This window comes from Tistrella sp. (genome assembly GCF_002684955.1).
GTDB lineage: Bacteria > Pseudomonadota > Alphaproteobacteria > Tistrellales > Tistrellaceae > Tistrella > Tistrella mobilis.
This window is the reverse complement of record NZ_NYWI01000029.1, coordinates 334,355-355,001: the sequence shown is the minus strand read 5'-3', so window position 1 is coordinate 355,001 and position 20,647 is coordinate 334,355. Positions and strand designations below refer to the sequence as shown.

General features: G+C 65.3%; 17 protein-coding genes. 12 read left to right on the top strand and 5 right to left on the bottom strand.

Translation table 11 applies throughout. The features are described 5' to 3' along the window. Nucleotides 1-105 precede the first annotated feature (105 nt). Together CMO28_RS08620 and CMO28_RS08615 are read right to left on the bottom strand one after the other, a co-directional pair. Complete coding sequence (locus CMO28_RS08620; RefSeq protein WP_296712476.1) at nt 106-852, bottom strand: DUF502 domain-containing protein; 747 nt, start codon at nt 850-852, stop codon at nt 106-108. A 117-nt stretch (nt 853-969) separates the two neighbouring features. Beyond that, nucleotides 970-1,860 carry an alpha/beta fold hydrolase gene (locus CMO28_RS08615; protein ID WP_296712473.1) on the bottom strand — a complete coding sequence of 297 codons (891 nt, stop codon included), beginning with the start codon at nt 1,858-1,860 and terminating at the stop codon, nt 970-972. 357 nt (nt 1,861-2,217) lie between these two features. Between CMO28_RS08615 and speD the strand changes: the two genes are divergently transcribed. Together speD and speE are read left to right on the top strand one after the other, a co-directional pair. Continuing rightward, nucleotides 2,218-2,619, top strand: coding sequence for an adenosylmethionine decarboxylase (gene speD, locus CMO28_RS08610; protein WP_014745137.1), 402 nt, complete (start codon nt 2,218-2,220; stop codon nt 2,617-2,619). Between the two features lie 49 nt (nt 2,620-2,668). After that, on the top strand, nt 2,669-3,547 hold the full coding sequence (gene speE / locus CMO28_RS08605; RefSeq protein WP_296712468.1) for a polyamine aminopropyltransferase: 879 nt from the start codon (nt 2,669-2,671) through the stop codon (nt 3,545-3,547). 90 nt (nt 3,548-3,637) lie between these two features. Here speE and CMO28_RS08600 read toward each other — a convergent pair whose 3' ends face one another. Continuing rightward, a complete protein-coding gene (locus CMO28_RS08600; RefSeq protein ID WP_062761829.1) occupies nt 3,638-4,093 on the bottom strand; it encodes a MarR family winged helix-turn-helix transcriptional regulator in 456 nt (151 codons plus the stop codon). 241 nt (nt 4,094-4,334) lie between these two features. Further along, nucleotides 4,335-5,414 carry an enoyl-CoA hydratase/isomerase family protein gene (locus tag CMO28_RS08595; protein WP_296712462.1) on the bottom strand — a complete coding sequence of 360 codons (1,080 nt, stop codon included), beginning with the start codon at nt 5,412-5,414 and terminating at the stop codon, nt 4,335-4,337. A 262-nt stretch (nt 5,415-5,676) separates the two neighbouring features. Here CMO28_RS08595 and hemB point away from each other — a divergent pair, with 262 nt between their 5' ends. Together hemB and CMO28_RS08585 are read left to right on the top strand one after the other, a co-directional pair. Continuing rightward, nucleotides 5,677-6,681 (top strand): porphobilinogen synthase, encoded by a 1,005-nt coding sequence (hemB, locus tag CMO28_RS08590; RefSeq protein ID WP_296712459.1) that lies wholly within the window; start codon nt 5,677-5,679, stop codon nt 6,679-6,681. Nucleotides 6,682-6,732: 51 nt separating this feature from the next. Then, nucleotides 6,733-7,746 (top strand): 2-keto-4-pentenoate hydratase, encoded by a 1,014-nt coding sequence (locus CMO28_RS08585; protein ID WP_296712456.1) that lies wholly within the window; start codon nt 6,733-6,735, stop codon nt 7,744-7,746. Here the strand turns inward: CMO28_RS08585 and CMO28_RS08580 are convergent. Next, complete coding sequence (locus tag CMO28_RS08580) at nt 7,739-8,962, bottom strand: type III PLP-dependent enzyme (protein ID WP_296712454.1); 1,224 nt, start codon at nt 8,960-8,962, stop codon at nt 7,739-7,741. The genes CMO28_RS08585 and CMO28_RS08580 overlap by 8 nt on opposite strands. Before the next feature lie 211 nt (nt 8,963-9,173). Between CMO28_RS08580 and CMO28_RS08575 the strand changes: the two genes are divergently transcribed. The 8 genes from CMO28_RS08575 (at nt 9,174) to CMO28_RS08540 (ending at nt 20,523) form a co-directional block, all read left to right on the top strand. Continuing rightward, nucleotides 9,174-11,618, top strand: a complete 2,445-nt coding sequence (locus CMO28_RS08575) for a penicillin acylase family protein (RefSeq protein ID WP_296712451.1) — start codon at nt 9,174-9,176, stop codon at nt 11,616-11,618. A gap of 37 nt (nt 11,619-11,655) precedes the next feature. Continuing rightward, nucleotides 11,656-12,912: a threonine ammonia-lyase gene (locus CMO28_RS08570; RefSeq protein ID WP_296712448.1), complete on the top strand. Its 1,257-nt coding sequence runs from the start codon at nt 11,656-11,658 to the stop codon at nt 12,910-12,912. 101 nt (nt 12,913-13,013) lie between these two features. Continuing rightward, complete coding sequence (locus CMO28_RS08565; protein WP_014745128.1) at nt 13,014-13,742, top strand: arginyltransferase; 729 nt, start codon at nt 13,014-13,016, stop codon at nt 13,740-13,742. Between the two features lie 305 nt (nt 13,743-14,047). After that, the gene (locus tag CMO28_RS08560; protein ID WP_062763401.1) at nt 14,048-15,160 is read left to right on the top strand and encodes a TRAP transporter substrate-binding protein; all 1,113 of its coding nucleotides are present in this window, start codon (nt 14,048-14,050) and stop codon (nt 15,158-15,160) included. Between the two features lie 184 nt (nt 15,161-15,344). Beyond that, nucleotides 15,345-16,445: a TRAP transporter substrate-binding protein gene (locus CMO28_RS08555; protein WP_296712442.1), complete on the top strand. Its 1,101-nt coding sequence runs from the start codon at nt 15,345-15,347 to the stop codon at nt 16,443-16,445. A gap of 424 nt (nt 16,446-16,869) precedes the next feature. Continuing rightward, nucleotides 16,870-17,979 carry a TRAP transporter substrate-binding protein gene (locus CMO28_RS08550; protein ID WP_062763405.1) on the top strand — a complete coding sequence of 370 codons (1,110 nt, stop codon included), beginning with the start codon at nt 16,870-16,872 and terminating at the stop codon, nt 17,977-17,979. Nucleotides 17,980-18,398: 419 nt separating this feature from the next. Then, the gene (locus CMO28_RS08545) at nt 18,399-18,941 is read left to right on the top strand and encodes a TRAP transporter small permease subunit (RefSeq protein ID WP_296712437.1); all 543 of its coding nucleotides are present in this window, start codon (nt 18,399-18,401) and stop codon (nt 18,939-18,941) included. A 4-nt stretch (nt 18,942-18,945) separates the two neighbouring features. Beyond that, a complete protein-coding gene (locus CMO28_RS08540; protein WP_296712434.1) occupies nt 18,946-20,523 on the top strand; it encodes a TRAP transporter large permease in 1,578 nt (525 codons plus the stop codon). Nucleotides 20,524-20,647 lie beyond the last annotated feature (124 nt).

Genomic DNA, 20,647 nt, shown 5'->3' with positions numbered 1-20,647 from the left:
CGGTTCAATGGACGCGAACGGTCCGGGCGGTCAGCCCGTGACGAGATTGCCGCCGCGCAACAGGCAGGCGGACCGATGATGAACGCCGAAATGCATCATGATGGATTAAACATGCGCATTCCGATCGGGTTTATCAAGCCCTTCGCGCCGGTCGGTCCCGCGCGGGGCGGCAATTGCCTGCGCCTCGGGATCCGCCGCATCCGGCGGCGTGATCAGCCCCCCTGAAATGACCAGTTTCACGCCTTCCTCCACGGTCATCGCCAGTCGGACGATCTCGGTCTCGGGCACGAACAGCAGGAAGCCCGAGGTCGGGTTGGGGGTGGTCGGTACGAAGACGTTCACCATCCGCGCCTTGGTCAGCCGCTGGATCTCCCCGCCGGTGGTGCCGGTGATGAAGGCCAGCGACCAGAGCCCGCGGCGGGGATATTCGATCAGGACCACCTCTCGAAACGACTGCGATCCCTGGGTCAGCACCGTCTCGAAGATCTGCTTCAGGGCCGCATAGATGCTGCGCAACACCGGCATCCGGGCAACGATGCCCTCGCCCAGCCGCACCAGTTCGCGGCCGACCAGACCGGCAGCAAAGGCGCCGATCAGGGTGATGCCGATCACGACCACGATCAGACCGGCGCCCGGAATGCTGAACGGCAGGTACTGGTCCGGGTGGTAGGCCGGCGGCACGAAACGCAGCACCAGATCGTCGACAAAGGCGATGAACCACCAGCCGACATACAAAGTGATGGCGATCGGCGCCGTCACCACGATTCCGGCCAGGAAATAGCGCCTGAGCCGCCCGCCACCATGCGGTCGCTCGGCTGTGTCGCTCTCGGCGTGTCGGTCGCGTCTGCTCATGGTCTGGCCGGTCCCCTGATGCCCTGCATGTTTTGCACGGGCGAATGCCTCATCATGGGCATCGCCCGCGGCAGGGCTCAAGGGACAAGCTTGGGACACATGGCGTCCGGCTGGTTTTTATGTGGTGAAGAAAGCGATCATCCGTCGGGCCACCTCGTCCGGTGCCTCTTCCGGCAGGAAATGACCGCAGTCGAGCGCCTCGCCCTCTACCGTCTCGGCGTAACTGCGCCAGATCGCGAGCGGATCGAAACGTTTCCCGACCAGACGATGGGCGCCCCACAACACCAGCAGCGGCACGGTCAGTTTCAGATCCCGATCCGCTCGATCATGCTCCAGATCGATCGTCGCCCCGGCGCGATAGTCTTCGCAGGTCGCATGAATGGTTTCGGTCAGAACGAACCAGCGCTTGTATTCCTCCCGCTCTTCGGGGCCGATCGCCGCCGGGTCGACGCACAGCCGGTCACAGGCCCAGTCGAGCAGGAAGCCGGGATCGCCCGCAATCAGCCGCTCCGGCAGCCCACCCTCCTGAATGAGGAAGAACCAGTGGAAATAGCTGGTGGCCACCGTGATGTCCGTCGCCTCATAGACGTCGAGCGTCGGCACCACATCCATCACCGAGGCTTTCACGATCCGCTGCTGGTGATCGCGCAGCAGCCGATGGGTCACCCGCGCACCGCGATCATGGCCCGCAACCGAAAACCGCTCATGGCCAAGGGCGGTCATCACCTGTGCCATGTCGGCCGCCATGCGCCGCTTGGAATAGGTCGCATGGGCCGCATCGCCGGCCGGTCTGTCGCTGTCGCCATAGCCGCGCAGATCCGGGATGACCAGCCGGAAATGCGCCGCCAGCGCCGGCGCCACCTTGTGCCACATCACATGGCTTTCAGGGTAGCCATGCAGCAACAGCAGGGGCGGCCCCTCGCCGCCTTCGACCAGATGAATGCCGATCCCGTCGTCGACGGTGATGCGACGGCGGGTGAAGCGATCATCATAAAAGCTTGTAGACATTGGGTTGGTCGTCTCCTCCTGTCGCGGCATTGCGTCTGACATGCACCGGTCCGTCACCGCCGCCATGCGGACCTCTGTCTGACAGCATAACCTCGTGCCCGCCCGTGCGTCCGTCGCATCCGCGACGATCGGGAATGATCGTCACATGAAATTCGGTTGACACCCCCTCCCCCCATCCCTAGGTTCCAGCCACTTTATCCGGGCACGAGGCAATGCTGGTGACCCGTTCCGATGGCCGGACCGTGTTCCGATCGTGTGAAGATCGGGCGGCCCGGCTTTCGTCCTCTTGGGTGTGTAACGAACTGTGGCGTGAGACCTGGGGTGGATCGCCACCTTCTCTGAAAAGGGGGGTGTGCCGTGAAGGCTCTCGGACATCAGATCATCGCTGAATTCTACGACTGCGACGGCGATCTTCTGGCGAATGTCGACTACGTGACCGATGCGATGCTCGAGGCCGCCAAGCGCGCCAAGGCGACCATCGTCACCCATACCTTCCATCATTTCTCGCCGCTGGGTGTTAGTGGCGCGATCATCATCGCCGAAAGCCATCTGGCCATCCACACCTGGCCCGAATACGGCTATGCGGCGGTGGACCTGTTCACCTGCGGCGACAGCCTGCACACCGAACAGGCCTTCCACTATCTGCGCGAAGCGCTGAAGTCGGGAACCTTCTCGACCATGTCGCTGGAGCGCGGCCATCAGGCGATGCTTGCCGGTCGCGTGCCTGTCGAAGCGCCCAAGAAGGTCGTCAACGGCTGACCCTGGGTCACCCGCCCTTTCCGACGCTCCAGCTCAGGTATCGGACAAGATGGAAAAGATCATCGCAGCTGCGGACAGCGAGCTGTGGTTCACTGAACGCATGGCCGGCACCGGCTTCCAGTACAGTCTGCAGGTGGCGGAAGTCCTCCACGCCGAGCGGACGCCATTCCAGCGCCTGGAGGTGTTTCGCACCACCGGCTTCGGCACGGCCATGGTGCTCGACGGCTTTGTGAACGTGTCCGACAAGGACGAGTTCTTCTATCACGAGGTCATGGCCCATCCGGCGCTGTTCATTCATGAACGGCCCCGTCGGGTGCTGATCATCGGTGGCGGCGATTGCGGGGTCCTGCGCGAGGTGTTGCGCCACCCCGGGATCGGGCATGTCGACATGGTCGAGATCGACGAGCGCGTCGTGCGGGTGTCGGAGAAATTCTTCCCCGAGCTGACGGCGTCGAACAATGATCCGCGAGCGTCGATCCGTTTCGAGGACGGCGTCGCCTGGGTGCGCAACGCAGCCGCCGGCAGCTATGACGTGATCATCGTCGACAGCACCGATCCGGTCGGCCCGGCGGAAGGGCTGTTCGGCGCCGCCTTCTATGCCGACTGCCACCGGATCCTGACCGATGGCGGCATGGTGGTGGTCCAGAGCGAATCGCCGCTCTTCCATCAGGGCCGCCTGAAGGAGATCCATCGCTGCCTGCGCGGTGCCGGCTTCATCGACAGCCACCCGATGACCTATCCCACCGTCATTTATGGCGGTGGCACCTGGTCGTCTTCCATCGCCCGCAAGGGCCGGAAGCTGAACGATGGCGTGCGGTGGGACGATATCGAGACCTGCGCCTTCCCGACCCGCTACTACAATCGCGGCGTGCATGTGTCGCTGATGACGCTGTCGGGCTATCTGGCACCGGTCCTCGACGGCCTCTGAGCGCCGCGTTATTCACCAGGCCACGAGAAAGGGCGCCCGCTTCGTCGGGCGCCCTTTTCTCTTTGGCTGTCGTCTTTTATATGGCCAGGCTCAGAACCGGCCGTAATTGATATAGTCGGACCAGACCCGCTCCAGGGTCCGCAGGCTCTCATTCACCTCGGTGAGATCATCGGCTTCCAGCACGCCCTTGGACAGGGCCGTGCAGTTGCGCTCGTAGAGTTCATTGACGCGGTCGCAAAGATCCCGCCCCTTCTGAGTCAGGCGAATGCGCATCGCCCGCTTGTCATGAGGGGAGCGTTCCTGTTCGAGATATTCATTCTCGACCAGTTTCTTCACGTTGTACGACACGTTCGAGCCCAGGTAATAGCCACGGACGGTAAGCTCGCCGATGGTGAGCTGTTCCTCGCCGATATTCGACAGGATCAGTGCCTGGACGTTGTTGATGTCGCTGATACCGAGACGATCCAGCTCGGCCTTGATCACGTCGAGAAAGCGGCGGTGAAGCCGCTCGATCAGACGAATTGTCTCCAGATAAGACTGTCGCACCTTGTCCTCGGCGTTGCCCGGCGGGAGTTCAGGCCATGGGTCGGGGCTGCGGGTGTCGCCGGTCCGCTGCCCGTGCCGCCATGAGCGGGGCCGTTTACTTTGACGAACGTCCTGCTGTCGCCGGTCTCTCCGCCGGCGTGGCAGTCCAATAGGCGATCATCTCGACCACGACGCCGAAGTCAAGATGGCCGCGCCGGTTCTCCGGCGCGGCCATCTACTTTGACGCAGAATCGACGCAAAATCAGTCGAAATGCAGGTCACGGTTGCCGAGGGGCGCGAACAGCGCGTCGATGGCTGCCGGGTCGACATCCTCGACGCGTGCCGGCGACCAGACCGGGGCATGATCCTTGTCGACCAGCACCGAGCGGATTCCCTCGCCGAAATCATGGGTCCGCACGATGCGGGTCGCCACACGGAATTCGGTGATCATGCAGTCCTCAAAGGACAGGCTGCCGCCGATGCGCATCTGGCGGAGCGCAATCACCATGCTGGTCGGCGACTTGTGCGACAGCTCCTTCGCCACGCCCGCACCCCACTCTCCGCCCTCGACCGGCAGCCGCGCGAGGATGCCGGCCATATCGTCGCCCGCGAAGCAGGCGTTGATCGTCGGCAGATGCTGGGTGATCTGCGGGGTGCCGGCGGCAGCCGCGTCCGAGAAGCGGTTCAGCACCGCCTCCACCTCGGCGTCGGCACCGGCACCGGCCGTCACCTGCGACAGCGCCTCGGTCAGTTCGCCCAGCTTCGCCGACGGCACGAAATGGGTCGCGATGCCCAGCGCCAGGCAGTCCGCCGCCTTCAGCCGGGCGCCGGTCAGCGCCAGATAGGTGCCCGAGAGACCGGGCAGGCGCGGCAGAATATAGGTGCCGCCCACATCCGGCAGCATGCCGATGGCGGTTTCGGGCATGGCGAAGAGCGTGTTCTCGGTCGCAACCCGCCAGCGGCCATGCGCAGACAGGCCGACACCGCCGCCCATCACCACGCCGTCGATCAGCGACACATAGGGCTTGGCGTACCGGAAGATCTCGCGGTTGAGGGTATATTCCTCGCCGAAGAACTCTGCCGCCAGCGTGCTGGTCGGGTCCTCACGCTCGTCCCAGAGGGCGCGAACATCGCCACCGGCGCAGAAGGCGGGTCGGCCATCGGGGCGCGGTGCCCCGCGCACCACCACCACGGCCACCGCATCATCCGCAGCCCAGTCCTTCATCTGCGGCGCCATCAGGCGGATCATCGGCAGGGTCAGCGCGTTCAGAGCCTTGGGCCGGTTCAGGGTGATGATACCGGCCGAACCGGCACGGTCGAACAGGATCTGCGCGTCGCTCATCTGGTTTCCTCTGATCCTTTGTGTTGACGAAGCCGGCGGCGTGGCAACCGGCCCGGCCCGCGGTCATGGCAAAGGCCATGATATGCCGGGCATCATAGAGGCCACCGGATCGCTGTCAATTTCACCCGGATGCGGCCCCCATGCACGCCCTGCCGGGCGATTTTGCCGCGGCGCGGCGGCATCCGGTTTACGTCGGGCCCCGGCGGGTGCATTCTCTGGCCCCGGCAGAGCCTTTCGGACTTTCGATCAGGAGTATCGTGTCGTGGCACCGACCCCCCTCGGACGTTTCCCGCGCACCCGCATGCGTCGCAATCGCCGGACCGACTGGTGGCGCCGGCTGGTCGCCGAGAACCGGCTTTCGCCCGACGACCTGATCTGGCCGTTTTTCGTGGTGGATGGCGAAGGGGTCGCGCAGCCGGTCGCCTCAATGCCCGGGGTGGAACGGCTGTCGATCGATCGCGCGGTCGCTGCGGTGCGTGAGGCGCGCGATCTGGGTGTTCCGGCCGTGGCGCTCTTCCCCTCGATCGATCAGGCGCTGAAGCCCCCCGACGGCCGCGAGGCCGCCAACCCCGACAATCTGACCTGCCGGGCGATCCGGGCGATCAAGGACGCCGTCCCCGATATCGGCGTCATCGTCGATGCCGCCCTCGATCCCTATACCAGCCACGGCCAGGACGGCATTGTCGAGAACGGCCAGATCCTGAACGACCCGACCGTCGACATGCTGTGCCGGCAGTCTCTGGTTCAGGCCGGTGCCGGCGCCGACGTCATCGCGCCGTCGGACATGATGGACGGCCGCATCGCCGCCATCCGCGACGCGCTGGATGCCGACGGCTTCGCCGGCTGCGGCATCATGGCCTATGCCGCCAAATATGCCTCCGCCTTCTACGGCCCCTTCCGGGATGCGGTGGGCTCGGCAAAGAATCTGGGCGCCGCCGACAAACGCACCTATCAGATGAACCCCGCCAACAGCGACGAGGCCCTGCACGAAGTGGCGCTCGATCTGGCCGAGGGTGCCGACATGGTGATGGTGAAACCCGGCATGCCCTATCTCGACGTCGTGCAGCGGGTGTCGCAGGAATTCGGCGTGCCGACCTTCGCCTACCAGGTCAGCGGCGAATACGCCATGCTTCAGGCAGCCATTGCGAATGGCTGGCTGGACGGCGAGAAAGTGGTGGTCGAAAGCCTGCTGGCCTTCAAGCGGGCCGGTGCCGCCGGTGTTCTCACCTATTATGCCCGCGACGTGGCGGCGAAGCTGAACGGCTGAGCCGCCTTGCACGGCCTTTCTCTTTATCCCTGACGGTTTCCGGAGTTCCAGGTGCCGATCTCGTTCCGTCTTCCGGCCATGGCGGCCGCAACCGGCCTTGTGGCCGCCGTTATCGCCCTGCCCGCCGTGGCACAGCAGTCGGGGCCGCGGGTTCTTGTCCCGCAGGCACCCGTGGCACCCACCGCCCCTGCGGCACCCACCCAGCCCGGTGTGTCACAACCGGCAGGTCAGCAGCAGCCCGCGACGCGGCGCGCCTCCGTCGCCCTGCCACCCAAGGTCGCGGAAGAGGCGGAACGTCTCGGCCGGGCCTGGCTGGCGCGCATCCAGCCCAAGGCGCCTGAGGTGAAGCCGGATCTTGCGCAGGCCTACGCCGCCCAGGACCGCTTCCTTGCTGCCGCGATGCCGTCGCGACCGGCACAGCTGGGCTGGAAGCTGACGCTGACGGCCCGCACCACGCAGGAGATGTTCGGGGCCCGCGCCCCGGTGGTGGGGCGGATCTTCGCCGGCCAGATCCTGGAGAACGGCGCCGATGTGCCGCGCGATGTCGGCGCGCGGCCGACGGTCGAGGTCGATCTGGCGGTTACGGTCAAGGATGCCGGCATCATGCAGGCGACCAACCCGCTGGAGGTGGCCGCCCATCTCGCCACGGTCTCGGCCTATATCGACGTTCCCGACCTGCTGCTGGCCTCAGGCGAGCCACTGAACGCCGAGACGCTCGCGATGATCAATGCCGGCATGCGTACCGGCGTGGTCGGCAAGGCGGTGCCGGTTCAGCCCACACCGGAATTCGTCGCCGCCATGGCCGAGATGCAGGTCAAGGTCCTCGACGGTCATGGCGGGCTGATCGTCGAAAGCCGGTCCTCGGCCATCATGGGCCAGCCCCTGAATGCCCTGGTCTGGCTGATCGGCCATCTGAAGGCCCGCGGCGAAAGCCTGAAGCCGGGCGATCTGATCACGCTGGGCGCCATCAGCCGGCCGCTGCCGTTGAAAGAAGGCCAGGTCGTGCGCGCGGTTTATACCGGCCTGCCGGGCGGGCCGCTGGAGGCGCAGCTGTCGGTCAAGTGACCGGAAGCACCGCCTCGGCCCGCCGCAACACCGAACCCGCCGCCCTTGCGGCGGGTTCGCCGATTTCGACCACGGCTTCGGGCAGAAAGCCGTTGAACCGGGTGGCGAGGGCGTTGGAATAGGCCCCGATCATGTCGATTTCGATCCAGTCGCCCTCACGAATGTCCGAGGGCAGCAGCAGCGGCGCCGGCAGCACATCGGTCGAATCGCAGGTGGGCCCGAAGATGGTGAAGGGCTGACGCTCTGCATCCAGCGGCCCGGCCGGGCGGATGGCGCGGGCGGGGAAGCGCAGCTGGCCGGTCACGGTCTCCGACAGGCTGCCATAGATGCCGTCATTGATGAACAGCCGGTCGCCCTTGCGCAGATGCACCTGCACCACCAGCGACAGCCCGTCAGCCACCAGCGCACGCCCCGGTTCGCACAGAATGCGCCGGCCGGGCAGCGGCGGGATGGTATCGAGCGCCCGTCGGACGGCGGCGAAATAGTCGCCGACCGGCGGCATCTCCACGCCCATATCATAGCGTCCCGGGAAGCCGCCCCCGACATCGAGCGCCACAACCGGCACCTCCGGTGCGTGATCCATCGCCGCCCGCACCACCGCCATGGCCTCGTCATAGGCCTGCGGGTCCGGACATTGCGACCCGACGTGGAAATACAGCCCGACCTGATGGCCCAGGCGATGGGCCTCACGCATCATCGCCGCCGCCTCGGGCACCGAGGCGCCGAACTTGGCTGACAGGTCATAGGTGCTGCGGCTGCTGTCGGTGGTCAGTCGCACCATCATCACCACCGGCCCGCCGCGGGTCTCGGCGTGGATCTTGGCCAGCTCGTCGGGATGATCGACGGCGAAGCGTTCCACGCCATAGACCCGATAGGCATTGGCAATGGCCGCCCGGCTCTTGATCGGGTGATGAAAATGCAGCTCCGCCTCTTCAAAGAGATCGGCGACCAGCGCCACCTCGGCAAGCGAAGCGACGTCGAAGCCGGCGATCCCCGCCTCATAAAGTGTGGAGATGACCGCACGTTCGGGATTGCACTTCACCGCATAGAGGACTTCGCCCGGAAAGCCTTCGATAAAGGTACGGGCGGCATCGGCCAGCCGCGACGGTTTCAAACAATAGACCGGATAGCTGGGCTTCAGCCGCGTCACCATCGTATCGACATCCGGAAAACGGCCCGGAGTGCTGCGTCGACGGGTGGGGAAGAGGTCCGACATCCGGTTCTGCTCCTCGTTGATCTGGGGGGCGGAAGGTCATGGCTCTTCTGCATCATATGGGGATGACGTTGCGGATCCGCGACCGTCGATCCGTTCTTCTTACCCCCGTCGCGTGACGCAGAGGTTGATCCGGAGCCGCGCCTCCATCAGACTGCCGCCGTGACGCGGCACGGATTCCGCGGCGTTCTGACGGCAAGAGGCGGGGATCTTCATGCGCTGGATCGGTCGAATTCTGGGCGGTCTCGTCTTCATCGTGATCGCCGCCGTGGTGATCGGCGTGATCTGGCTGCGCACCAGCCTGCCCGAGACCGAGGGGCGCCTGGCCCTGCAGGGGCTTTCGGGCGAGGTCACGGTCATCCGTGACGAGAACGACGTGCCCCATATCAAGGCCCGGAGCATCGAGGACGCGGTCTTTGCCCTCGGTTTCCTCCACGCCCAGGACCGGCTCTGGCAGATGGAGTTCCAGCGCCGGGTCGGATCGGGCCGGTTGTCGGAATTCGCCGGCAAGTCGACGCTGTCGATCGACCGCTTCATCCGCACCATCGGTGTCTACGGCCATGCCGAACGGGCCTATGCAAAGCTCGACGATCAGACCCGTCGCCGGCTGGATGCCTATGTCGCCGGTGTGAACGCCTATATCGCCAGCCATGACGGCGCCTGGCCGCTGGAATTCGTGCTGACCGGCATCACGCCGACGCCCTGGAAGCCCGCCGATTCGATGGTCTGGCTGAAGATGATGGCCTGGGACCTGGCCAAGAACTGGCGCGACGAGCTGCTGCGCGCCCGCATGCTTGCAGCCGGCATCACGCCGGAGCAGATCTCGGATCTCTGGCCGGATTACGATGCCGACGGCAATGTCGCCCTGCCGGAAATCGCCGGGCTCGGCACCGATCTGGACGCGTTGACGAAGATCTATGCCGCAACGCCCTTTGCAACCCTGCTGGACCAGGGGGCGGCGCCGCCGATCGACGGTATCGGGTCCAACAACTGGGTGCTGTCGGGCGCCCATACGGCGACCGGCAAGCCGATGCTCGCCAACGACCCCCATCTGGGGCTGGGCGCACCGTCGCTCTGGTACCTCGCCCATCTCTCCGCACCCGGCCTGGAGGTGATCGGCGCCACCCTGCCCGGCCTGCCCAGCGTCATGCTGGGGCGCACCGACAGTTTCGCCTGGGGCTTCACGAATACCGGTCCCGACACCCAGGATTTCGTGATCGAACAGCTGACGGCGCCGGGCGCCGACACTTACGAAACACCGGATGGCCCCCTGGCCTTCACCACCCGCAGCGAGACCATCCAGGTCAAGGGGGCGGAGCCCGAGAGCTTCACGGTGCGCGAAAGCCGCAACGGCCCGATCGTGACCGATGTCGTCAATGGCGGCGGGGAACTGACCGACCGGCGCCATGTGCTCGCCTTCCGCTGGGTGGCGCTGACCGATGACGACCCCACCCTGCGTGCAGCCTTCGCCGCCAACACCGCCACCGATTTCCCCAGCTTCCGCGAAGGCTTGCGCGACTTCTACTGGCCGCAGCAGAACATCGTCTTCGCCGACACCGGCGGCCGGATCGCCTATCTGGCGCCGGCCCGGGTGCCGATCCGGGCCTCGGGCGACGGCTTTCTCCCCAGCCGCGGCTGGACCGGCGAGGGAGACTGGACCGGGTGGATTCCCTATGACGAGCTGCCACAGCTGACAGACCCGGAAGATGGCCGGATCGTCACCGCCAATCAGCGGATCACGCCCGAGGGCTATCCCTATTTCATCAGCCGGGAATGGACCGCCCCCTATCGCGCCGACCGCATCGACCAGATGCTCGACGAGACGGACAAGCACGATACCGAGAGCTTCCGCGCGATCATGGGCGATACCGTCTCTCTGATGGCCCGCCAGTTCATGCCGCTGATGATGGCCGGCATCCGCGACGCCAGCCCGGAGCACCCGGCCGCCGCGGAGGCACTCGATATCCTGAAGCGCTGGGACGGCGACATGGCGGCCGATCAGACCGCACCGCTGATCTTCTCGGCCTGGTATGACGCCCTGCTGCCGCGCATCGCAGCCGACGAGCTGGGCGACGATCTGTTCGGCGACTATCGTGGCCACCGCACCGAATTCCTGCGGGTCGCGCTGACCCGCGACCCGGTCTGGTGCGACGACCGGCGGACCACGGAGACGGAGAGCTGCGCCGTTCAGATCGCCCGCGCGCTCGACGACGCAATGGCCCTGCTGATCCGCACCCAGGGTGAAGACATCTCCGCCTGGACATGGGGCAAGGCGCATCCTGCAGTCTCCGAGAACCGGGTGCTGTCGGCCGTGCCGGTGCTCAAGGATGTGCTCGCCATCTCGCAGCCGATCGGCGGCGACCCGTTCACCGTCAACGCCCAGCGCTGGGCTGCCGATGCACCGGAAGGGCCGCAGATGTTCCGATCGACCCACGGCCCCGGCTATCGCGCGATCTACGATCTTGCCGACCCGCAGCGTTCGATGTTCATCCAGAGCACCGGGCAGAGCGGCAATCCGCTCTCCGCCGGCTATGATGCCTTCGCATCGCGCTGGACCGAGACCCGCTTCATCCCCATGATCACCGACTGGTCGCGGATCGACGCCGCGGCCGGGACGAAGCGACTGACCCTGGCGCCCGCGACCGCACCGGCCAACTGACCGGACGCGGCACGGGCCCTGTACCGGAGCCCCCGACGTGCCAGCCTCCACCCTGCTGACGCTCGACCAGATCCGCGAGGCGGCTGCCCGCCTTGCAGGATCGATCGAGCGTACCCCCTGCAAGGCCTCCCGAACGCTCAGCGACCTCACCGGCGCGAAGGTGGTCTGCAAGTATGAAAACCTTCAGTTCACCGCCTCGTTCAAGGAACGCGGCGCGCTGAACCGCATGCTCGCCCTGGATGACGCGACCCGGGCGCGGGGTGTGATCGCCATGTCGGCCGGCAACCACGCCCAGGGTGTCGCCCTTCAGGCGCGCAGGCTCGGCATTCCCGCCACCATCGTGATGCCCCGCTTCACACCCTTCACCAAGGTCGGCCACACCCGCGCGTTGGGCGCAGAGGTCGTGCTTGAAGGCGACACGCTGGAAGAGGCCCGTGCCAGGGCGGATTCGCTTGCAGCCGAGCGGGGCCTCACCTTCGTCCACCCCTATGACGATCCGTTGATCGCGGCCGGTCAGGGGACGGTGGCGCTGGAAATGCTGGAACAGGCACCGGATATCGACGTGATGCTGGTACCGGTGGGGGGTGGTGGTCTGATCGCCGGTTGCGCCGCGGCCGCCAAGGCGCTCAAGCCGGAGATCGAGGTGATCGGCATTCAGGCCGATCGCTATCCGTTCATGGTGCAGGCGCTGGGCCGCGAGGTTCCGGCTGCCCAGGGCATGACCATCGCCGAAGGCATCGCGGTCAAGAGCCCCGGCCAGTTCACCCGGCAGGTGATCGCCGACTGCGTCGACGACCTGCTTCTGGTCGATGAAACCGCCATCGAGCGCGCGGTTCAGCTGTTCGTCGAGATCGAGAAGACGGTGGTCGAGGGTGCCGGTGCGGTTGGCCTCGCCGCCCTGCTCGACCCTGCCCATCACGAACGCTTCGTGGGCCGCACCGTCGGTCTCGTGGTCTCGGGCGGCAATATCGATACCCGCATCCTGTCCTCCATCCTGCTCCGCGGCCTGGTACGGGACGGCAAGGTCATGCGGCTCCGGGTGATTTCGTATGACCGGCCGGGAGAGCTGGCGCTGATCGCCCGGCTGATCGGCGATGCCGGCGCCAACATCCTCGAGGTTTATCATCAACGCGCCTTCTCTCACGTGCCGATCAAGGCGGTCGAGGTCGACCTGGTCGTGGAGACACGCGGCCCCGACCATGCCCGGGAACTGATCGGCCGGCTCGAAAAAGAAGGGCTGGAAGTTCAGCGCCTGGATCACGACATCAGCGAGAGCGGCTCTCTTCAGATGTAAGGCCCCCGCGGGGCCTTGGTCCGGGGTGGAAGCGACTGCTATAGTTATCGTCAGTGAACGCGCGTCACACGCCGCGCGTGCTCCCGCCTTCGGAGATCGCCATGAGGGAGTGGCCGCATCGGGCGCAACATCTGTTCACCATGACCGTCGCCCATCCGTGCCCCTATATCGAAGGCCGGCTGGAACGGGACGTCGTGGCGGATCTGAATGTGCCCAACGCCCAGTCCTTCTACGACTGGCTGCTGCGCTCGGGCTTCAGGCGTGTGCAGCATATGGCCTATCGGCCGGCCTGCCCCGGATGCTCGGCCTGTGTGCCGGTGCGCATCCGGGTGGCAGGCATGGAGCCGACCCGCAGCCAGCGGACCGTATTGCGGCGGAACGCCGATCTCGCCCACACCATCGTGCCCTTGACGGCGACGCAGGAGCAGTACCAGCTGTTCCTGCGTTATCAGAAAAGCCGCCACGCCGACGGTGAAATGGCGACCATGACCTTCCACGACTACCGCATGATGGTGGAAGAAAGCCCCATCGATACGCAGGTTGTCGAATTCCGGGGCGAAGAGGGGCAGTTGATCGCCGTCTGCCTGACCGACCGGGTGCGCGACGGGCTCTCGGCCGTTTATAAATTCTACGATCCCGACGCGGCACGCCGCAGCCTGGGAACGCGGATCGTGCTCTGGCACATAGACCGCGCACGCGAGTTGGGGTTGCCCTATGTCTATCTCGGCTATTGGATCGCCGAGAGCCGGAAGATGGCCTACAAGGCCCGCTTCGCCCCGATGGAAGCCCTGGTCGATGGCGCCTGGGTGCCCCTGCCCCGTCAGGCATAATGCCGGTATTCGAAACCATCGAAGACTGTTCGCCCGTCACGCTATGACCGCGGCACGCAGCGGTGGCGAAAGCACGTTACATGCATGGTCGTATTCGCGAACGCATGGTTGACCTATTCACTTTCGGCGCACGCCTCCTATAATCGGCGACCAAGAATGGTCGCGCGGCTCGTCCGTCCCGCAGACGGGGTATGCGCGCCCATCGGCCCGGCACCGGCAGATCCAGGTCCCACCGCATCGGGAGAGCGCGGCGGTGGCCGTCGGCAACGGGCCGAACAGCATCCACGTGGGGAGGCCCGTCCAAAATGAATCGCCGTTCCTTCCTCCGCGGTGGCGCCGTCGCCGCCGCAGCAACCACAGCTGCGGCCGCCAGCGGCCTTGCGGCACCCGCGCTTGCCCAGTCGCGCACCGAATGGCGCATGGTCACGTCCTGGCCGAAGAATTTCCCGGGTGTCGGCACCTCTGCCCAGCGGCTGGCCGATCGCATCGCGGCGATGAGCGCGGGCCGTCTGGTAATCAAGGTGTTCGGCGCAGGCGAACTCGCCCCGGCCTTCGGGACCTTCGATGCGGTCCAGCAGGGCGCTGCCGAGTGCTATCACAGCCCCAGCTACTATTTCGCCGGGAAGAATCCGGGCCTGACCCTGTTCACCTCCATCCCGCTCGGCATGACTGCCTGGGAGGCCCATGGCTGGTGGCTGCATGGTGGTGGTGAGGCGCTGCAGGACGAGATGACCAAGCCGTTCGGCATCAAGGCCCTGCCCTGCATCAATACGGGCGTCCAGGCCGCCGGCTGGTTCAACAAGGAAATCAAGACGGTCGAGGACCTGAAGGGCCTCAAGATGCGGACCGCCGGCCTCAACGCCGAAATCCTGCGCCGGCTGGGCGTCAATGTCGTGACCCTGCCGCCCGGAGACATCTTCCAGGCCATGCAGTCGGGCACCGTCGACGCGGCGGAATGGATCGGTCCCTGGAACGATCTGGCCTTCGGCCTGCATCGCATCACCAAGAACTACTACGTCGCCGGCACGAACGAGCCCTGCGCCGTGGCCGAGCTCGGCATCTCCGAGAAGCACTGGAACGAGCTTCCCGAGGATCTGCAGGCGATCGTTCGCAGTGCCTGCGCCGCCGAATACGAGACCGCCTTCACCGAGTACTTCACCCGCAACGCCGAGGCGATGGTGGTGCTGAAGAACGAGCATGGCGTGCAGGTCCGGACCTTCCCGGACGAGGTCCAGAAGGTGCTGGCCGATGCCGCCCGTGCCGTGGCCCTGGAACTGCGCGATCGCGGCGACGACGTGACCCGGCGGGCCTGGACCTCGTACATGACCTATCTGGACCACGCCCGCACCTATGGCAGCAGCGCCGAGGGAGGCTATCTGGCACTCCGGGCGAAGTTCGACCCGATCCCGGTCGGCTGATCCGGATACGATCTTCCAGCCTGCCAGACGCAGGAATGCGCCGCACCAGATGATGGTGCGGCGCATCATTTTTCTGCAGATGCTCCTGGACAGCGGCGGCGCACGGGCCTAGACAGGTCGCCCGATGGTATACCATTGCAGTATGTCCCTCGGGTTTCAGGAACCGTGCAAGGAAGACCGGCCGATGGACCGCCGTTCATTCATCAAGCGCAGCGTCGCCACCGGCGCTGCAGCCGCCGCCACCACCTTCGCCGCCCCGGCCATCGCCGAGGGCCGCATCGAATGGCGGCTGATCACGTCCTGGCCGAAGAATTTCCCCGGCCTGGGAACGACAGCCGAACGCCTCGCACAAAAGATCACCAGAATGAGCGGCGGCCGGCTGACCGTGAAACTGTATGCCGCGGATGAACTCGTGCCGGCTTTCGGCGTGTTCGATGCCGTCCAGCAAGGGGCTGCCGAAGCCTACCATTCAGCCGCCTATTATTACGGCGGCAAGCACCCCGCGCTCAACTTTTACACCAGCGTGCCTTTCGGCATGTATGCGCCCGAACACATGGCGTGGTGGCTGTATGGCGACGGCGAAAAGCTGCAGGACGAACTGTACGCCCCGTTCGGCATCAAGGCCATCCCGGCCGCGAACACCAGCGCCCAGGCCGCCGGCTGGTTTGCGCGTGAGATCACCGGCCCGGATGACCTGAAGGGGCTGAAGTTCCGCACCGCGGGGCTGAACGGCGAACTCTGGCGTGAGGCCGGCTGCAACGTTGTCCAGCTGCCGGGACGGGAGATGTTTCAGGCCTTCCAGAGCGGCATGATCGATGCGGCGGAATGGGTGGGGCCCTGGAACGATCTGGCCTTCGGGCTGCATCGTCTGGCGAAAAACTACTATACCCCCGGTATCGGCGAGGGACAGGGCGCGGTCGAGATCGGCATCGGCCGCAAGCATTGGGATGCCCTGCCCGATGATCTGAAGGCGGTCGTCCGCGAGGCGGCGATTTCGGAATACCAGGCCAATGTGTCGGAATTCCTGACCCGCAACGCCTCGGCCCTCAAGGCACTTCAGACGGAGCATGGCGTGACCGTCCGCCCGTTCCCGGAAACGGTGAACGAGACGCTTGCCACCGCCGGCGAGACCGTCATGCGCCGCCTGCGCGAGGGCGGCGACGACCTGCTGAAAAAGGTGTGGGCAAGCTATTACGGCTTCAGGAACGACTGCATGACCTGGACCCGGCATGCAGAACAGCCCTATCTGAATGCACGGGCCAAAGGCCCCACCTTCACCGACTGATACCCACGCGCGAATTCTCTATTGTAATCACGGCCCTTGCGTGTATCCCCCTGGTAAAAGCGCAAGGGCCGTACATTCCGGCGGCACCATACAGGCGGCCCGGTCACCGTTGTATTGCGTTGCATCATTAAATTTTGCGCTGCAGCGTGACAGAAGCCTTGATCCGATTGGGTGAACATTACTGACCCAATCTCACCATGTCAGCTTGCGTTCACTCGATGACCCCTTATACTACCCCCAGATCGTCGGGCCGGGGCCTGATCGCGGCGGAGACCCGCGGCCAGGGAGGGGCCGGACCGGCGATGGTTTCGGGGGTATCTCTACGTTCACCGGCGATCCGCCCCCCGCCGGATCCGGGGACGTCGGGCAACCGACCAAAACGCACGAAAAGCTGCCAAAAAATTCATCAGGGAGAGACCGATCGATGGATCGTCGTTCGTTCCTCAAGGGATCGGCCGCCGCGGGTGCCGCTGCTGCCGCCGTCGCCGCTTCCAACTTCCCGGCGCCGGCCATCGCGCAGGGCAAGATCGAGTGGCGCATGGTCACCTCGTGGCCGAAGAACTTCCCCGGCCTCGGGACGGCCGCGGAGAGCATCGCGCAGAAGATCACCACCATGAGCGGCGGACGCCTGACCGTGAAGGTCTTTGCCGCCGGTGAACTGGTGCCGGCCTTCGGTGCCTTCGACGCCGTCCAGCAGGGCGCTGCGGAGGCCTATCACTCGGCCGCTTATTATTACGGCGGCAAGCATCCCGGTTTCCACTTCTTCACCACCGCACCCTATGGCCTCTATGCGGCCGAGCAGTTCGCCTGGTGGGCGGTCGGCGACGGTGAGAAGCTCCAGGACGAACTCTATGCGCCGTTCGGCGTGAAGGCCTTCCCGGCGGTCAACACCTGCGCCCAGGCGGTCGGCTGGTTCGCCAAGGAAATCAACACCCCCGACGACCTGAAGGGCCTGAAGTTCCGCACCGCCGGCCTGAACGCGGAAATCTTCCGTCGGCTTGGCTGCAACGTGGTTCAGCTGCCGGGCGGTGAGATCTTCCAGGCCATGCAGTCCGGCACCGTCGACGCGGCCGACTGGGTCGGCCCCTGGAACGATCTGGCTTTCGGCCTTCACCGCGTCGCCAAGAACTACTACACCCCCGGCATCGGCGAGCCCTCGGCGACGATCGAGATGGGCATCGGCAAGAAGCATTGGGACGAGCTGCCCGATGATCTGAAGGCGATCGTCCGTCAGGCCGCCTATAGCGACTTCCAGGAAGGCGTCGGCCAGTTCATCGTCCGCAACGCCGCGGCGATCGGCACCCTGGTCAACGAACACGGAGTGAAGGTCCGTCCGTTCCCCGATCCGGTCTACAAGGCGCTGGGCGACGCGGCCGAATCTTTCATCAGCGAGCTGAGCGGCGGTGGCGACGATATCCTGAAGCGGATCGTCAAGAGCTACTATTCGTTCCGCAACAGCAGCATGGCCTGGCAGCAGCATGCCGAGCAGCCGTATCTGAACATCCGGGCCGCCGGTCCGAAGTTCGCGGTGTGAGGTCGCGCGGGGTATGGGCGACGGTCCATACCCTGTCGTCTTCCAGCGCAGATAACCGAGCCCGTGTCGCCGCCTGCCTGATTGCGGAGACACGGGCTTTCCTGTACAGGCGGCAGCGTTCCACATTACGGCACTATTATGCATCGCAGCTCAACCGATGCGCTCTCTGGTGGACAGGCCTTGAAACGTCGTTTCACAAATCGACGACGCCAGGACATCTTGCGCTAATTACTTCGCCGACTTTAAGTCGGATCGTTCGCAGGAACGAAAACGCGCCCTGATCTGTCAAAAAATGACAAAAAGACTGCAATTTCAGAGCGCTTCTTCTATACAAGGAGCACGTTTCGGCCGGGTTATGGCCGATCGCTCCCCCAGCAGCCGCCTGTGAAGGCAGAAAGAACCCATTAGGAGGGAACACCGTGAACGCCCTCAGAGCGCTTGCAAGCGCCGTGGACGCGGTGAACGAAGGGATCGGACGAGTCGTTTCCTGGCTTGCTCTCGTGCTGGTGGTCGTGCAGTTCGGAATCGTGCTGATGCGCTACGTCTATGGCGTCGGCGCGATCGCGGTTCAGGAATCGATCCTGATCATGCACGGCGTCCTGTTCCTCGTCGCTGCGGGCTATGCGCTGCTCTATGACGCGCACGTCCGGGTCGACGTGTTCTACGGCGAAGCCAAACCCCGCAAAAAGGCGATGGTCGATCTCATCGGCTGCATCGTCTTCCTCGCTCCGTTCATCTACGTCATCTGGGACGTCGCCTTTCCTTACGTCGCCTCGTCCTGGGCGGTGAAGGAAGCGTCGAACGAGACCAGCGGCCTGCCCGGCATCTACCTGTTCAAGACAACGATCCTGGCCTTCACGGTCCTGGTCGGCCTTCAGGGCGTGGCGCTGGCGCTGCGCTCGATCCTGGTGATCGCCGGCCTGGCGGAAACCAACAAGTCTCGGACGGGCGGGGCTGCGTAACGCCATGCTGATCAAGGACTATCTCGACATCGCCATGTTCCTCGTCCTGGTCGGGGCGTTGCTCATGGGCTTTCCGGTCGCCTTCACGCTGGGCGGCGTATCGATCATCTTCGCCTTTATCGGCAACGCCCTCGGCGTCTTCGACCTGTCGTTCCTCAGCTTCCTGCCCCAGCGCATCTTCGGCACCATGACCAACGAGACCCTGGTCGCCGTGCCGCTGTTCGTGTTCATGGGCGTGGTACTGGAACGGTCCAAGGTTGCCGAGGAACTGCTCGAGACCATGGGTCTGCTGTTCGGCCGCCTGCGTGGCGGTCTCGGCATCTCGGTCTCGGTGGTGGGTGCCCTGCTTGCGGCGTCGACCGGTATCGTCGGCGCAACCGTGGTGACCATGGGGCTGATCGCCCTGCCGACCATGCTGAAGCGCGGCTACGACCCGCGCCTCGCCACCGGCGGCATCGCCGCGGCCGGCACGCTGGGCCAGATCATCCCGCCCTCGATCGTGCTGGTGCTGCTGGGTGACGTCATGGGCTCCGCCTACCAGCAGGCGCAGCTCAAGATGGGCATCTTCTCGCCGGATACGGTTTCGGTCGGCGATCTCTTTGCCGGTGCGCTGATCCCGGGCCTGATGCTGGTCGGCATCTACATCCTGTATCAGGTGTTCGCCGGCATCATCAACCCGGCCGGCTCCCCCGCACTCTCTCAAGAAGAAGTTGCGGTCGGCCGTGGTCCTGGTTTCGGCAAGCGCATCTTCAGCGCCCTGGTCCCGCCACTGGTGCTGATCATCGCCGTGCTGGGGTCGATCCTGGGCGGTCTGGCGACGCCGACCGAGGCGGCTGCGGTTGGCGCCGTCGGCTCGCTGATGCTGGGTGCAGCCCGCCATCCGGATCGCAGCCCCATCCCGATCTATATCTCGGGCGCCGCCCTGATCGCGATCCTTGTCCTGACCGGCTTGATGGATCTGCGCTTCCAGCGCAGCGTGATCAGCACGGCCGAGAATATCGGTATCATCGTCGCCGCAATCCTGCTGGTGCTGATCGCCTGGGGTCTGATCATCTCGATCCTGCGTGCGGCACGGACGAGCATGCTGAACGAGGTGATGCGCGGCACCGCCCGGGTCAGCTCGATGGTCTTCGTCATCCTGATCGGTGCGGCGGCGTTCTCGCTGGTCTTCCGTGGCCTGGGCGGTGACGACCTGGTTCACGAACTGCTGACCGGCATGCCCGGCGGCACGTTCGGTGCCCTGATGATCGTGATGTTCGTCATGTTCATCATGGGCTTCTTCCTGGACTTCATCGAGATCACCTTCGTGGTGGTCCCGCTGGTTGCCCCGGTGCTGCTCCAGCTGGATGTGAACCCGGTCTGGCTCGGCGTCATGATGGCAATGAACCTGCAGACCTCGTTCCTCACCCCGCCCTTCGGCTTTGCGCTGTTCTATCTGCGGGGTGTCGCACCGCCGTCGGTCAAGACCTGGGACATCTACAAGGGCGTTATCCCCTTCGTGCTCATCCAGATCGTGGCGCTGGCCATCCTGTGGATCTTCCCGGGCATCACCACCTTCCTGCCCGATCTGCTTTACCGGTAACGACCCGGCTTCCGGTCGGCCCTGTCGGGGGACGGGACGGCCGGAAGGAGCAGTCTCCACGAAAAACGGCCCGGCGGATGGGGATCCGCCGGGCCGTTTCTTTGCGTCCGATCAGACGTGCTGA